The organism is Algoriphagus winogradskyi, from assembly GCF_900182815.1.
Lineage (GTDB): Bacteria > Bacteroidota > Bacteroidia > Cytophagales > Cyclobacteriaceae > Algoriphagus > Algoriphagus winogradskyi.
The window spans coordinates 297379-311673 of the sequence record NZ_FXUA01000004.1; the positions used below are offsets into that span (position 1 = coordinate 297379).

The 14295-nt window shown below is 39.7% G+C and carries 14 protein-coding genes; 6 read left to right on the forward strand and 8 right to left on the reverse strand.

Going from position 1 to position 14295, the window contains the following annotated elements; genetic code table 11:
* Positions 1-5: 5 nt before the first annotated feature.
* Positions 6-884, reverse strand: coding sequence for a TolB-like translocation protein (locus tag QOL76_RS12745; protein ID WP_283413350.1), 879 nt, complete (start codon positions 882-884; stop codon positions 6-8).
* Positions 885-934: 50 nt separating this feature from the next.
* On the opposite strand from QOL76_RS12745, the gene QOL76_RS12750 reads away from it, so the two are divergent.
* The 3 genes from QOL76_RS12750 (at position 935) to QOL76_RS12760 (ending at position 2802) form a co-directional block, all read left to right on the forward strand.
* On the forward strand, positions 935-2014 hold the full coding sequence (locus QOL76_RS12750; RefSeq protein ID WP_283413351.1) for an oxygenase MpaB family protein: 1080 nt from the start codon (positions 935-937) through the stop codon (positions 2012-2014).
* A gap of 109 nt (positions 2015-2123) precedes the next feature.
* Entirely contained in the window at positions 2124-2429 is a 306-nt protein-coding gene (locus tag QOL76_RS12755) for a DUF2752 domain-containing protein (protein ID WP_283413352.1), read from the forward strand.
* On the forward strand, positions 2422-2802 hold the full coding sequence (locus QOL76_RS12760; protein ID WP_283413353.1) for a TM2 domain-containing protein: 381 nt from the start codon (positions 2422-2424) through the stop codon (positions 2800-2802). The genes QOL76_RS12755 and QOL76_RS12760 overlap by 8 nt, the downstream gene beginning before the upstream one ends.
* 261 nt (positions 2803-3063) lie before the next feature.
* Here the strand turns inward: QOL76_RS12760 and QOL76_RS12765 are convergent, their stop codons facing one another.
* The 4 genes from QOL76_RS12765 to QOL76_RS12780 form a co-directional block, all read right to left on the reverse strand.
* Positions 3064-3915 carry an alpha/beta hydrolase gene (locus QOL76_RS12765; protein WP_283413354.1) on the reverse strand — a complete coding sequence of 284 codons (852 nt, stop codon included), beginning with the start codon at positions 3913-3915 and terminating at the stop codon, positions 3064-3066.
* A gap of 66 nt (positions 3916-3981) precedes the next feature.
* The gene (locus QOL76_RS12770; protein WP_283413355.1) at positions 3982-4476 is read right to left on the reverse strand and encodes a GNAT family N-acetyltransferase; all 495 of its coding nucleotides are present in this window, start codon (positions 4474-4476) and stop codon (positions 3982-3984) included.
* Between the two features lies 1 nt (position 4477).
* The gene (locus QOL76_RS12775; RefSeq protein WP_283413356.1) at positions 4478-5926 is read right to left on the reverse strand and encodes an alpha-L-fucosidase; all 1449 of its coding nucleotides are present in this window, start codon (positions 5924-5926) and stop codon (positions 4478-4480) included.
* Between the two features lie 247 nt (positions 5927-6173).
* Positions 6174-6884: a hypothetical protein gene (locus QOL76_RS12780; protein WP_283413357.1), complete on the reverse strand. Its 711-nt coding sequence runs from the start codon at positions 6882-6884 to the stop codon at positions 6174-6176.
* Between the two features lie 48 nt (positions 6885-6932).
* On the opposite strand from QOL76_RS12780, the gene QOL76_RS12785 reads away from it, so the two are divergent.
* Positions 6933-7460 carry a HEAT repeat domain-containing protein gene (locus tag QOL76_RS12785; RefSeq protein ID WP_283413358.1) on the forward strand — a complete coding sequence of 176 codons (528 nt, stop codon included), beginning with the start codon at positions 6933-6935 and terminating at the stop codon, positions 7458-7460.
* A 51-nt stretch (positions 7461-7511) separates the two neighbouring features.
* Positions 7512-8144 (forward strand): hypothetical protein, encoded by a 633-nt coding sequence (locus QOL76_RS12790; protein ID WP_283413359.1) that lies wholly within the window; start codon positions 7512-7514, stop codon positions 8142-8144.
* 2 nt (positions 8145-8146) lie between these two features.
* Here the strand turns inward: QOL76_RS12790 and hrpB are convergent, their stop codons facing one another.
* Entirely contained in the window at positions 8147-10633 is a 2487-nt protein-coding gene (gene hrpB, locus QOL76_RS12795; protein WP_283413360.1) for an ATP-dependent helicase HrpB, read from the reverse strand.
* Positions 10634-10808: 175 nt separating this feature from the next.
* Between hrpB and QOL76_RS12800 the strand changes: the two genes are divergently transcribed.
* Positions 10809-12431, forward strand: a complete 1623-nt coding sequence (locus QOL76_RS12800; RefSeq protein ID WP_283413361.1) for a M28 family metallopeptidase — start codon at positions 10809-10811, stop codon at positions 12429-12431.
* Between the two features lie 40 nt (positions 12432-12471).
* Here QOL76_RS12800 and QOL76_RS12805 read toward each other — a convergent pair whose 3' ends face one another.
* Together QOL76_RS12805 and QOL76_RS12810 are read right to left on the reverse strand one after the other, a co-directional pair.
* On the reverse strand, positions 12472-13188 hold the full coding sequence (locus tag QOL76_RS12805) for a spheroidene monooxygenase (protein WP_283413362.1): 717 nt from the start codon (positions 13186-13188) through the stop codon (positions 12472-12474).
* Between the two features lie 517 nt (positions 13189-13705).
* A complete protein-coding gene (locus QOL76_RS12810) occupies positions 13706-14212 on the reverse strand; it encodes a DUF2911 domain-containing protein (protein ID WP_283413363.1) in 507 nt (168 codons plus the stop codon).
* Positions 14213-14295 lie beyond the last annotated feature (83 nt).

A 14295-nucleotide genomic window follows, 5' to 3' on the forward strand; every position in this document is an offset into this window, starting at 1 on the left:
TAATGTTATTTTCTATTCATTGCGACCACTAGCACATTAAGATCTGCGCTATAGGCCATTCGGGTGATGTTTTGATGCGTATTAGATTCTATTTCCCCAAGAGACTTCCACTCGGAATCAGTGTATTTTCTTACGAAAATCTCATTTCCTGAAGCCATCAAGAGGTGCTTTTTGTCCAGCCAGATAAAATCCTGAGAACCTAAAAGCCCTCCAAGATATACTTCTCTTTCTCCATTTTCAATATCGTAGCTTTTAATAATTCCAGCTTGGCCCTCCTCTGGTTGCGTCATATAAGTGATTTCAGAGGAGTTTGGTCTTTTTTGGATGGAGCGGGAGATGGCAGAGTCTATTTCAATCAGGTCATTTCTCCCTTTGGCATAAATTAGTTTAGTTGGATTTCCTAGCACAAACATCGCTGCTTTATTGTCATACCAGTCGTAGTAGCCAACAGGTTCTATGTCGTCGTAAAGTAGTTCAGCGGGTTCAAATGAGGTAGGGTAAAGCCATATTCGCTGCGTCCCATCTGCCTCCATCACTACAGCGGAGATATACATACCACAATCCGTAATCCTGGGAGAGAATTCACTTCTATCGGATGTTTTGGAAAGATTGGTGAATTTTTCTGCTTCAAAATTATAGACTATTATATCATGATTTCCTTCTACATCGGCAGCGGAGAAAACTAGTTGATAGTCATTGATGAAACTCGGCTGATTGTCATATTCAACTCGGTCAGTGAGAGCTTTTGCCGTTTCAGGCAATAATTTCAAGTTGCCTCCCTTGCCACTTGTATGGATCACCCAGAGGTCTGTACCCACTTGGGCAATGCATGAACAGACTAAAAACAGACAAAAACTAGCAGTAAGGAAAAAACTCTTTTGCATGGGTTTTAATAAATTTTTCAACCAAAGTACAAAATCAAGGTTAGAATGGTGTGAGTAAACTAAAACTATACCAGAATATCGAATTTGACCACTTGAGAACGCTTCAAGATCCGCTTGCAGATCAGTTGGTTAAGGTATTGGTAAAATATCCAGAATTAATCACTCAGGTAAACTCTTGGGCAGAAATCCCCAATGAGATAGAAGATTCTTATCCTCCAGCATTTCAGGCCTTTTTTAACTTTTATTTGGAGCAAAAGGAACTACCGGAAGAAATTCTGGCTCAGGGTCAACGGCTCTTTGATCAAAAAGGTGATTTATATCTAGCCATGCTCGGGTTTTACTCGCTTCCTTATGCTTACGCGTTTGGAGATGGGGCGGAGGTGCTGGTAAGGTCAAAGCGCATTCTCAATGATATCGGTCGTAGATTGGGAGAAACGGGGACGTTTATTTTGGATATTTTTGAACCAGGGGCATTTCTCACCAAGAAGAAAGCTTTTCTAACCTGTGCAAAGGTTCGGTTGATCCATGCATTCAGTCGGTATTTTATTTCTCACTATTCCTATGACTGGAATGAAGCATTTGGTAAACCCATCAACCAGGAAGACCTGATCGGAACCAATCTTTCTTTCAGCCTGATCGTCATTCGAGGATGGAAGAAAATGGGGTTTAACGTTAGCTCTGAAGAAGTTTCCTTGATTATGCAGTATTGGAAATGGGTGGGACGATTGATGGGAATTCAAGAAAAATACTGGCCAGATAATCCCAAGGAGGCATTTGCATTGGAAAAACTTATCCGAAAGCGACATTTAAAATCCACGACAGCAGGACATCTCTTGATCCAAGCTTTGATTTCTTATTATAAATCTTCCATCGCAGATCCTTTGATTTCTAGCCAAGTAGAACCCATACTATATTTTTTCTTGGGGAAAGAAGCTGCAAAAGCATTGAATATCCAATCCTCCATACCTATAAATGGAGAATTGCTGGGCTTGGTTTTTAAATTCTCAGGTTGGAAAACTTACGGAAGTGTCAAAGGATATGCTCAGATAGCCCGGCAAAATGAATCCAATCAAATAGCCCTGTTTGGAGAAAAGCTGGAAATTAAATTACCGAGATTAAACCGTTCATAACCGTACACTTTTATGTTCGTTTGCATTCACTTACCTTAGCTTAAACTGGTAATTAAGGCATTCAAAGGCACTTTTGATCAATGGCATCTTTTTCGTACATCTAGCAGACATGAAGGTAATCACCCGATGGATATCAAATTTGCCGCTAGAGCTGATCTTCTGGATTGGTAGTTTAGTTGCAATTATTTCCCTAGATCCTCATGGAGGGAGTCATTTAAGTCTCTGTCCGCTGAGTCAATTAGGTATAGATTGGTGTCCGGGATGTGGACTAGGACGCTCTATGAGTCTTCTTATTCGAGGAGATTTCTTGGCTTCTTGGGAGATGCATCCACTGGCATTGCTAGCGTATGTGGTTATTTTCTCCAGAATTTGGCAACTTATTAAAAACTTAAAAACAACACACAATTATGGCTAATGTATTAAGACACCTTCCAGAATTGGAGGGAATGGAACTGGGTTACATCCAGGGTTTGATGAAAAACATGGATGAGGATCAAGCATCTCTTTTCGCACAGGTATATCGTGCCAGAAGAAAAGACTCCCAGATGATTCTGATTTTAACTCTTCTTGGTTTCTTTGGTTTTGCTGGATTACATAGATTTATCCTCGGTCAAATTGGTTTGGGTATCCTTTATATTTTGACCATCGGACTATGTTTTATCGGTACGATCGTCGATTTGGTAAACTATAAGAGTCTTGCCTACGAGTATAACATCAAAGTGGCTCATGAGACGATGAACATGCTGAATGCGAATTACCCTGGAGATGTGACTAACACGACTACCTAATTATAAACTTAACTAGTGCTAAAGCCGGAGGAAACTTCGGCTTTTATTGTTTCAACCATCGAGGTTTTTAAAACTTCAACAGTTCTCTATTTTTTTTTGATTATCCGTTTTTGTGCCAGGATGGGGTCAAAAGCAAAGAAGAATAGGTTAAACTTAGACATTGAGGCCGCTTCGATCATCGGTCATCCGGCCAGATAAGCAAAGAATTTAAGGTGACTGCCATCTTTGCGGATAATCATATTTTTTTTAAAACTATAGAAGCTATTCTATAACCAATATCGAATCTTCTTGCAAATAGCCCAGTGATTGTAGGAAAATATCCGTTGCTTCAACAGTCTTTTTATAATTTTCGAATTGGGAATAATTGAAGAAACCATGTGGTTGATCTTCATATAATATCAAATCACATCTACTGCCAACCTTCTCCATCACCATCTTATAATAATGACCTGTGGCTACTGGGATTAATGAGTCTTTGGTGCCAAGCAAGAACAGGGTAGGAGGTGCACCAGCTACAACGTTATGCAAGGGTGAAAATTCTTTGTATTCTCCTCTAATTCGCTCATATCCATATCCTCCTGGCCCATTGTCTATTACGGGGTTAAATAGTACAAGAGCATTAGGAACAGGGCTAATAGACAAGTCATCAGTGATCTCATTGTATCCCTCTATTAAAGCAGTGGCAGCAGCTAAATGACCACCTGCAGAACCTCCAGCAGCAATCAGTTTATTTCCATCTATTTGAAAATCTTCTGCATGTGCTCTTAGGTATCGGATAGCAGATTTAGCATCTTTTAATGATTCATGTGGACCTGTCTTATGGATATTTTTAATTCTGTAATCTGCTAAAAAACATACAATCCCCCTTTTGGCAAAATAAGCTGCCTGAGGCTCGAATTGAGCTCTACTTCCTGAATTCCAACCGCCACCATAAAAGAATATTAATGCAGGATATTTTTCACCTGCAGTCATTTTATCGGGATAGTACACTTCCATAAATAGCTCAGTGGTATCTACCGACTTGAAGGGAAATAATTCTTGAGCAGCAGAAATACTGAAAGTTGATATCAGGAGTGCAAGACAACTGAGAAGGTTAAGGTAGGTTTTGTTCATAAGCCTATGTGGGGATTGTTCGTTTTAGGTAGTTAGCTTTGAAATAGATTCGTGTGATACCATGTGTTAATCTTCAACGTGAGTCGTCATTTCTATGTGCTCTATGCCATCTTCTAAGTATGTTTCTCCTGCATTTTCAAATCCAAAGGACTTATAAAATTCATTAAGATATGTTTGAGCTCCAATCCTTACTGAACAAGAACCATGTTTTCTTGCTATAAAGGCGAGAGATTCTTGCATCAACCTTCGTCCGGCACCTATGCCACGTGCTTTTATATCACTCACTACTCTCCCTATGGAAACTTCAGGAAAGGAAGCTCCTGCTGGCAATATTCTAGAATAAGCTACTAAATAATCATCTGACTTGATCATCACATGATCGGCTACTTGATCCTTATTATCTGCATCTTGAAAGACACAATTTTGCTCTACAACAAACACATCATTGCGGAGCCTGATGATAGCATATAATTCCTTACTACTGAGCTCCTCAAAGGTCTTTATAACTGTAGTCAATTCCATTTTATGATCTCTTGTTTGAATTTTAGCAGTAAGACTCACTTTATTCTGAAATGTAACGTATCACAATTGCAGGAGAATTTGCTAGTTTTTCCCGCAAGTTCTTTGGAACAGTAACTACAGTTTTTCCGTCTTCGGTTTTCCATTTCAAAGATTTATTCTCACCAAGAATAATGATTTTACTTCCTTTTTTTGGCGGATTAAGACTCCAAGAGATGGTGTCTTCTAGTTCTTCATTCTCCTCCAATGGAAGCAAAGCATATAGTTCCTTGGCTTTTCCTTGGGTGAAGTAAAGTTTGCCATCCTGAAAATTTTCAATGGCACGCGTATTATATATCCCATCACCATTCACTTCCAGCCACTTTCCAATCTCCTCTAATCTAGAAACCTGCTCAGGTACAAAAAGTCCATCTGCTGTAGGACCAACGCCCAACAATAAGTTTCCACCTTTGGCTACAATTTCAATTAATAGATGAATTACTTTTCGTGATGGTTTGAACTTATCATTTGGCACATAGCCCCAAGCACCGCCAAGGGTGATGCAGCTTTCCCATGGATCAGAAGACATTTCAGACGGTATTCCCTGCTCTGGCGTTCTATAGTTTTCGAATGGTCCATGAACTGTCCGATCCACTATTAATATTCCTTCTTGGTTTTCTCGTACCATTTCAGCCACTATCGGCATGTCGATTTGCTGATCAAAATCAGGAATTGGTGCGCCCCAACTGAGTACTTCCTCGTTCACTGTAGATTTTGGTCGTACCCAACCACCATCTAGCCATAGGATATCAATGTCTCCATAGTTTGACGTGATTTCATTCAATTGATTATGGGTGAACTGCACATATTGATTCCATCTCCAAGGATGCTTTCGAATGTCATAATTTACATTTCGGTCTGGAGTAGCACGATAATCCCACCAGTAATACTGGGAATGCCAGTCAGGCTTAGAATAGTACGCCCCGATCATCATATCCTTTTCACGAAATGCATCAAATACATACTTAGCAACGTCAGCTTTCGGGTGATTTTTGAATGGCCCATTGGAAATCTTGTAATCAGCAAATTGGGTGTCATACATATTGAAGCCATCGTGATGCTTTGTAGTGAAAACCACGTATTTCATTCCTGCTTTTTCAGCGGCATCTGCCCATTGTGAAGGATCAAAACCTTGAGGATTGAACTTTTCACTTAAGCCCCAATACCATTTTTTGTAGTCTTCATAACTCTGAGTTGTATCTTTTCTATTGATCCAATCCTCATTATTGATGCTCCATGATTCTACTATTCCTGGTACGGCATAGATGCCCCAGTGAATCAGGATTCCAAATTTCTGATCTCTCCATTGTTCCAATTTCTCCGCAACCTTTACATCTGTGGGGTATTCATATTCAGATGAAGTAGGATGAAGAGTATTCTGTGCTGAAGTTCTTAGTGAAATGGCAAAAACAAAAACAAGAAGCCAATTGAATTTATTGCTGTTGTTGATCATTGGAAAAGGGTGAGATGAATTAAAGATTTTTACTTCGATCCGCTAAAGTAAAGTGCTTAACAATGAGTCAAAAGGGAAATCATTTCAAATTACACTCTATTGAATTATAGGTTTGAATAGATTAAAAATTTACAAGGATCCAAGTCAATTGAAAAAGCATGGACCATTCAGGCCAAAAAACGTATCAGATCATTTACTTGACTAAGAGGCTCATGGATATTAATAAATGACCTACGTTATTTATCAATTACCAATTATTATCCTCATTTTCAGCGCTTTGATCTATTTCGTCCAACTTACTAAAGATCTCTTGCCCTTTATCAGAAAGCAACAAATGAACTCCAGTCAACTTCTTATGAATTGCTTGTAAAGTCTCAAAATCAGGTTGCTGCACATGAAACGGAATACTTATTAAATTTTCTGCATTCTTGGAAAACGGGGTCGGTGTTTCACTTCCAAAGAAATAAGGCCAGAGCGTTTTTCCACAACTGATACCCCACGTTGATATCGCATAATTCTTCTCGTATTGTTGGAGTCGCTGATTGATTTCCTCGAAAAACTGCTCAGATTCTCCCAGTCTCAGTCGAGATCCTGCTCTCGATTTACCCTTAGTCTTTAAATATTTGATCTGACTTTTTCCTTGTTTTTGCCGAACCATATAAGCTCGGAAAACTTTATGATCCAGCATTTCACCATTATGAAAATAGCCTGTAACTGCTATTCCAGCGCGGATCATTACTATCCCTAAATGAAAATCATCTTTTAATTCCAGTTCGCCGGATTTGTTAGGCGACATATTCCAAGGAAGGGAAACCCGGGCTAGCCAAGACTCAGAATCCGATATTATCCACTGGTGCTTGGCTTTTTCAAAAGAGCAAATCAATCCTAGCCTTGTGCTGAGATCCAGAATTGACTGGTACTTTTCAAGACTAATTAACTTAGGATTGCCGGAAATCATAGCGGGGGAGGCTTTTCAATTATATTTGCACAAATAAACCGAAAAATCATGGACGAGGAAATCCAAAGCTTGATTAAGCGCATGAGCGATCCTAATGAAAAGGAGGCTTTTTACTTTGCAGATAAATTGGGAAAAAAACTTGACGAAACCGGAAAGAACGCGGTCATTGAGCTGGTTAAAGGGGACAACTGGGAGGTTTCTTACTTAGCTTGTCGAGCACTTTCCCAATCTCCATACAATGAAGAGTCTCTTGATGCGATTTTTGAGGCTATTACAGACAAAAAAAATAGAGCTCATCAAGGAGCCTTTGTTCAAATTTTGGAGGAATTCGATTTAAGCCTCCGTTTTGTGGATATTTTTAGAGTATTTCTCTTTGGCAATTTCAAAGCTCAATCATTGGCTAAGATGTATTTGGATGAAGTGGAATTCGATATGACTCCGCGAACACTTCGAAAGGCTGAAAAACATTGGAACCATTACCTGCACAATCCAGAAGACGAAGGAAGTCTTCAATTAAAAAAATTAGAAGTAGAACCCATCTTGGAAGAAATTCGGGAATTATTTACAGAGGACTAACAACATTTGCCTGATTATTGTGTTTTTATAATACAAAAAAGGAATGTTGTAATGAGGAAAAAGGATGTTATTTGTCTGCACTCGGAATTTTTCAAGGAAAATGGATTTGAATTAAATCAATCACAATTGTTCTTTGAAAAGGTTTTTCCTCATGGAAAACAGATAGTTTACGTTCATTTTGTAGAAGGTTCTAACGAAAGCTGGGTTGAATATCATTTGGGAATTCGTATAAATGAAGTGGAAGAATTGGTTAAAAAGTACCTTCCAACTCCTGATGACTATGCTGAACAATCCATTACCTTGGCGCGTACGGCCAACAATTTGGGGAATTTTTACCCACGTAAAATCAGGGTATCAAATGAAAAGCAACTTTCTGAATTAGTTTATTCAATAGAAAATTTTTTTCTAACAACAGGTTTCAGATGGCTAGATCAAATGATTGATCCTTATGTACTCGAGCAGGAATTTTTAAATCATAAGGAAGGTTCATTTGAAAATTACAATATGGTAGAGTCAGCCTTTAGATCTACTGCGTTAAGTAAACTCTACAATCCGGAAGATTACCCTATTCTAAGACAGTCCTTTCTCGAGAAGATCAATTCTGAAGAAATGACGCCATTTACTATAGCAGCCTTCCTTCAATTCCTGAACTATTTGGATAACTTTAATCCTGTTGCTGCCTAAAGTCAATACTTCTTTTTCACACCTCTTACAGCTTCGGCTGCTATTGGGTCTTCAGGCCATTCATGCTTTGGATAGCGTCTTTTTAGTTCTTTCTTCACTTCATAATACCCATTTTGCCAAAAGCTTTTAAGATCCTGCGTGAGTTGAACTGGCTTATATCCTGGTGATAACATCTCAATCAGCACCTTTACTTTGCCACTATTGACAGTTGGGGTTTCTAGCAAACCGAAAAGTTCTTGAAGTCTTACGGCTAGAAGCGGGATTTCATCCTTACGGTATTGCAATTTTATTTTACTGCCAGATGGCACCTCAATGCTTGCTGGTGCAAGCTTATCGAGTTCTTTTTGCTGCTCAAAATCAAGAGAGTGTAAAAGTATTTGACTCAGGTTTAACTTTTTGAAATCCTCATTTTTCGTGATGTGCTGTAAATATGGAGCGATCCAAACTTCTGGTTTTTCACATAGTTCGGCTACTGACCAGCTAGGCCAAGATTGCTCAGGATACCATCTTTTTAAGTTTTGCACTCGCAAAATCAATTGCTCTACATCTTCATTGAAATCAAGCAAATACTCTCCATCCTCGCGGATCGCCTCTAGAATTGCTTCGGTCACGTCTCCATCGGAATATTTTGCCAATGGTCTAGTACCAAGGATAATCGATCCAATGCGAATCTCAGCATGTGCTTGCAATCCACCTTTTTTTCTATCCCATTTCAGCACTTCTTTGGTTTTCAACATAGGGGCCAAGTCCTTTGGATTAATTGGAGCAGCCATCCAGATTTTCCCCATTCCTTCCCGAGCGTCTACGTGAGCCACAGCAAGCCAAGACTCATGAGCCAGATCATCCTTATGTCCAATTTGGGCTATTTTTCCATTGGCCAGCTGAAACTGGGCATTATTTCCCGGACGAGCTGCAGCGATTCGCTCAGGATAAGCATAGGCTAGGAGTAGACCTGTTTGCCATGGATCAACAGGACTATTGTCGGGCTGAATATTGAACATGCGACGGTAAGAACCCGCCATCTTTTCAATCTTTTTAATGCGAGGGATAGCTACATCATGTTTCCTATATCGGCGAAGTGCTTCAATTCTTAGATTCAAATCCACCCCAGCATCAGGCCCCAGCGGATCGCGCTCATCCAGAATAGCTGCTATATCTGTAGCCAAACCTAACTGATCAATCTCTTCTGCATTGATTAGCATGTGCGCAATTCGCGGGTGTGTTGGTAACTTATGAATTTCATTACCGTGTGGTGTTAGCTCACCATCTACAATAGCTTCTATGGAATCCAATGTTTTTTCTGCCAAAGCCAAAGTTCCAGCTGGAGGAGGTGTAAGCCAAGTCATGGAGCGAATATCCTGTTTGCCCCAAGCTTTCATATCCAGCACCAAACCAGTCAAGTCAGCTTCCATCAATTCTGGAGTTCTATACTCATTCAGTTGATTTTGAATGGATTTAGTCCATAATCTATAGGAATGACCAGCAGTCAATCGTCCTGCTCGGCCGGACCTTTGATCAGCAGAATCCTTGCTGATTCTATGCAAAACCAGTCTTGATAAACCAGACCTTGGATCAAATCTAGATGATTTGGCAAACCCTGAATCTACCACCACTTTCACTCCTTCAATAGTCAATGAAGTCTCAGCAATGTCAGTAGAAAGTACAATTTTCCTTTTTCCCGAAGGGTGAGGCATGATCGCTCTGTTCTGATCTCCTGGCGAAAGCTGACCATAAAGAGGCAATATGAGATCATCTGGAAGCGCTTTTCGTAGAATTTCCTGAGCCTTTCGGATTTCCCCTTGACCAGGTAAAAACACTAAGAAATCACCCTCATGAACTTTGGTCAAAGGAATAATCTGTCTCGCAGCATCCTCTCCGATAGCATATTCATCCAACTCATTCATGTAATTCACTTCCACAGGATACTGCCGACCTTTACTCTCGATTACTGTAGACTTAAGCATGCCCGAGAGGACTTTCGCATCGATTGTCGCAGACATTAACAAAATCCGAAGATCAGGTCTCAAGACTTGCTGCACTTCCCGGCAAAGTGCCAGCGCGACTTCAGAGTGAAGATTGCGCTCATGAAACTCATCAAAGATCACCAATCCCACATCCTCCAACGCGTTATCTGAATGCAACATGCGCGTCAAAATACCTTCAGTAATAACTTCCAATCTTGTATTAGCAGAAATAGCCGATTCAAATCTGATTCTATAACCTATCAGATCACCCAATTGGGTATCCGTCATAGAAGCCATTCGCTGGGCAATCGTCTTTGTGGCCAGTCTTCTTGGCTCCAGCATTATGATCTTCTTACCAGCTAGCCAAGGCTCATCCAGTAAAGTCAGCGGAAGCAGCGTGCTCTTTCCAGCCCCAGGAGGCGCTTGGATAATCAAAGAATTAGCGGAAGAAAGCTGGGATTTAACTTGAGGAATAATCTCCGAAACAGGGAGATCAAAAGAAAGGGAATCAAAATTTTCGAGCATGGGATGCAAAAATAAGGGATTCTCAGTAGAAAGGGAATTGGAAAAATGGGCTAGCAGTTGCGATGTTACTAATCCTTCTATTCAATTCTCAGTTATTTCAAGTAACTTATTCACCATTAGTAGATTCCATTGTCGCTGGAATAAGCACTATGTTCTTTTACTTAAACGATAAATCATGAAGAGCCACTTACTATTTTTAGTACTAGTCGTTTGTGCTAGCTGTGATGCAGATCCGAATAAGGTCACAGAGGTGACTGAGGTAGACGAATCTACCATTAGTGATCATATAGCACGTCTAGCTTCCGATGAGTTTTTGGGAAGAAAACCATTTACAGAAGGAGAAGTCAAAACAGTGAATTATCTGAAAGATGAATTCGAGAAATTAGGTCTTGTGCCAGGTAATGGAGATAGTTTTTTCCAGGATGTGCCTATGGTCGAAATCACAGGTACTCCTTCAGAAAAGATGATGATTTCTGGTAATAAAGGGAGCGTTGAATTAACTGTTTTAAAGGATTTCGTAGCTACGACGAACAGAATAGAGTCCAAGGTCAGTCTTGATAACTCAGAGCTTGTTTTTGCAGGATATGGGATAGTGGCTCCGGAATACGGTTGGAATGACTATGAAGGGATTGATTGGAAAGGCAAAACAGCTGTTGTGCTGATAAATGATCCCGGCTTTCAGTCAGGAGATTCTACTTTATTCAAAGGCAATGAAATGACTTACTATGGCCGATGGACTTATAAGTATGAGGAGGCGGCAAGACAAGGTGCAGCTGGATTAATTATTATTCACGATACCGAACCTGCTTCTTACGGTTGGAATGTTATTGAATCAGGTTGGACAGGAGCCCGATTAATTATAGAAAGCGCTTTACCACAGCTAAATGTCGAGTCATGGATCAGTGGGGAAAGTGCTGCGAAAATGTTTGAAGCTTCGTCAATGAAAGGTCAGGACTATAAAACCCTTTCCCGGGATCAAAACTTTAAACCAATTCCATTGGATTTGAAGGTATCGGTTTCTATTCAGAATGAGATCAAAAGGGATGTTTCCAAAAATGTGCTGGCTATGATTCCCGGTACTCATAGAAAAGATGAGGTGATTATTTACTCTGCACATTGGGATCATTTTGGAGTTGGTAAAGCAATAGAAGGTGACTCCATCTACAATGGCGCTGTAGATAACGCTTCAGGAACTGCTGGCTTATTAGCTATTGCAGAGGCATTTAAGAAAACTATTGCAACCCAACGCTCTGTAGTATTTATCGCCTTGACAGGTGAGGAGCAAGGCTTATTGGGATCAGCTTATTATGCAGAAAACCCAATTTTTGATCCAAAGAAGACAGTAGCAAATATCAACATTGATGCACTTGATAGTCCTGGAAAGATGAAGGACCTTACGATAACTGGCTATGGTCAATCAGAAATGGATGAATATGCTAAGGAAGTTGCTCTGGCACAAGGAAGGTATATCATCCCAGACCCTGAAGCCGAAAAAGGTTATTTCTTCAGATCTGACCACTTCAACTTTGCCAAAATCGGAATTCCAGCTTTATACGCTAGCGGCTCTTATGAGGGATTTGATTACACAATAGCCGAGATAAAAGAGCATAATGATAACTATCGAATCAATAAATATCATCAACCCTCTGACGCATACGATCCATCAACTACCAATCTTAACGGAGTACAATTGGATTTACAGCTATTTTTTGAGGTAGGAATGAAAATCGCGAATGAGGATTACTTCCCGAAATGGTATGATGGCAGTGAGTTTAAGGCAGCCAGAGATGAATTTTAGTGTAAGGGTGAAAAATCGCTCACCCTTACTTATTATAAGCTTATAATTTACCGTTCAATTGATCATGTAGTTTACCCCAAGTCCCTTCAGTTTTGTAGGGGATAAAATTTGCAAAGAGTTCTTCTGCGTACCAGCCTAGCTCTCGTGTTTTTTTGATTACTTCGAGGTGAAGTGGATTTCCATAGGCATAGTTGTGCATAGCTTCATATGATTCCCAAATGCTAAAAGTTGCCTGCATAAACCATGGATATTCGCCTATTCCAATTGAATAAATTGAGCCATTGACCTCATCGACTTTTTTTCCCAAAGAGGGTACTTTACTCCAGAATTTTGGGAGAAACTTTAATTTTATTCTAGCCCTGGTGATTACTGCAATAGGTCCAGTAGGGGTTAAGTTCTGAGTTTGATAAGGGTTTGATCCTGACCAAAGGCCATGTGCTCTGGTGGCCTTCAAGAAGATAGTAAACAGCTCGGTTGTTCTATTTTTAAATTCTGAAAACATCGTTGATCTCTGAAAAAAATCATTCGCATGCTCTTCTGAATCCCAGACACAGTGAAGCGCATAGATATTGACATTCAGCATTTTAGAAAAACCATTTTTCCCCCCACTTCCCATTAGTTTGAAAAATTTGAGTCCGGATACCTTTTCGAATTTTTTTGGAGCTTTCGGCATCTGAGCAAAAATCCAGAAGGCATTAGATCCTTGAAATCTTAACAAAGTAACTGTACTGACTTGGGAGATTGCTTGATCGCTCATAAGTTGGATTGCCTAAATCAATTCTGTAGAGCAGAAAAACTTTTTTCTACCCACTGATTTACATAAAAAGACATGCCAGCAATGGAATCTTATATTTACGTCTTATGTATATCCGCTTTTTCTATCAGTAAAGAGGGAAAAGCAACCTAGAATTTGTTCAAAATTATATTTGAGTTCACTTCGGTCATCGGTCTTCCGACCAGATAAGCAAAGAATCTAAGGCACCTGGCATCATTGCGGATAATCACATTATGTTTTTAGCAAATATTGAGTTTAACTAGGGAATACAGCTTCCATAAAAATCTTCTGAATGTAAATCAAAGTATTAATTCCCCGTAAGCGCATATTGTTTAAAAAAGAGCCCATTAATTGAAGCGTATTTGCTTCTGAAAGTGATCTTATTGTAAGACTATCAATAGTTACTTTGCAAAACCTCAGCGAGTTACCACGGTAAATATTTTCATAAAAAAACCACGAGATAAATCCCGTGGTTTCAAATTCGTTAAGATTGAGAATCTTATGATCCTAGCTTCGCAGAAGCTTTTCCGTATTCCCATCTGATTTCAAAGCTCGCTGGCTTTACTTCGTACACCAAACGCTCTTCCAGAGTAGAAGTTTGTCCAGAAGGAACAGAAACTCTTAAGACATCTTCAGCGGAATCATAATCAAATGCTCCCCATTGCTTAGCAACTTTGTTGAAGATAAAAGTAGAAGAAGCTTCACCTGGAATCACGAAGAAACTATAAGTTCCGGCAGGTAGTTTTTTACCTTCTACCATGATGTCTTTTGTAGTAGTGAAAGTAGTAGCTTCATTCGCACCTGCTCTCCATACTTCTCCTAGAGGGACCAAGTCTCCCCAGATCATTCGGCCTTTTACTGCAGGAGAAGAGTAATTGATTGTGATTTTAGCATCACCTACAGTACCTTCTGCGGTTTTGGCTGGACTAGCTTTCTCTTGTGCAAATGCCGCAAGACCGATAAAGGCCATCAGGGCTGTTGCAAGTAAAGTCTTTTTTAAATTCATTGTCATTGGTTTTAGATTTGCCTTCAAAATACGACTTTTTATCAAAATAGAACGTCTCTTATTCTATGAATATCGACAGATGT

What these genes read in the sequence shown, in the direction of transcription:
- QOL76_RS12745 (WP_283413350.1), bottom strand. Translation starts at nt 884, where the DNA reads ATGCAAAAGAGTTTTTTCCTTACTGCTAGTTTTTGTCTGTTTTTAGTC.
- QOL76_RS12755 (WP_283413352.1), top strand. Translation starts at nt 2,124, where the DNA reads ATGAAGGTAATCACCCGATGGATATCAAATTTGCCGCTAGAGCTGATC.
- QOL76_RS12760 (WP_283413353.1), top strand. Translation starts at nt 2,422, where the DNA reads ATGGCTAATGTATTAAGACACCTTCCAGAATTGGAGGGAATGGAACTG.
- QOL76_RS12765 (WP_283413354.1), bottom strand. Translation starts at nt 3,915, where the DNA reads ATGAACAAAACCTACCTTAACCTTCTCAGTTGTCTTGCACTCCTGATA.
- QOL76_RS12775 (WP_283413356.1), bottom strand. Translation starts at nt 5,926, where the DNA reads ATGATCAACAACAGCAATAAATTCAATTGGCTTCTTGTTTTTGTTTTT.
- QOL76_RS12780 (WP_283413357.1), bottom strand. Translation starts at nt 6,884, where the DNA reads ATGATTTCCGGCAATCCTAAGTTAATTAGTCTTGAAAAGTACCAGTCA.
- QOL76_RS12785 (WP_283413358.1), top strand. Translation starts at nt 6,933, where the DNA reads ATGGACGAGGAAATCCAAAGCTTGATTAAGCGCATGAGCGATCCTAAT.
- QOL76_RS12790 (WP_283413359.1), top strand. Translation starts at nt 7,512, where the DNA reads ATGAGGAAAAAGGATGTTATTTGTCTGCACTCGGAATTTTTCAAGGAA.
- hrpB (WP_283413360.1), bottom strand. Translation starts at nt 10,633, where the DNA reads ATGCTCGAAAATTTTGATTCCCTTTCTTTTGATCTCCCTGTTTCGGAG.
- QOL76_RS12800 (WP_283413361.1), top strand. Translation starts at nt 10,809, where the DNA reads ATGAAGAGCCACTTACTATTTTTAGTACTAGTCGTTTGTGCTAGCTGT.
- QOL76_RS12805 (WP_283413362.1), bottom strand. Translation starts at nt 13,188, where the DNA reads ATGAGCGATCAAGCAATCTCCCAAGTCAGTACAGTTACTTTGTTAAGA.
- QOL76_RS12810 (WP_283413363.1), bottom strand. Translation starts at nt 14,212, where the DNA reads ATGAATTTAAAAAAGACTTTACTTGCAACAGCCCTGATGGCCTTTATC.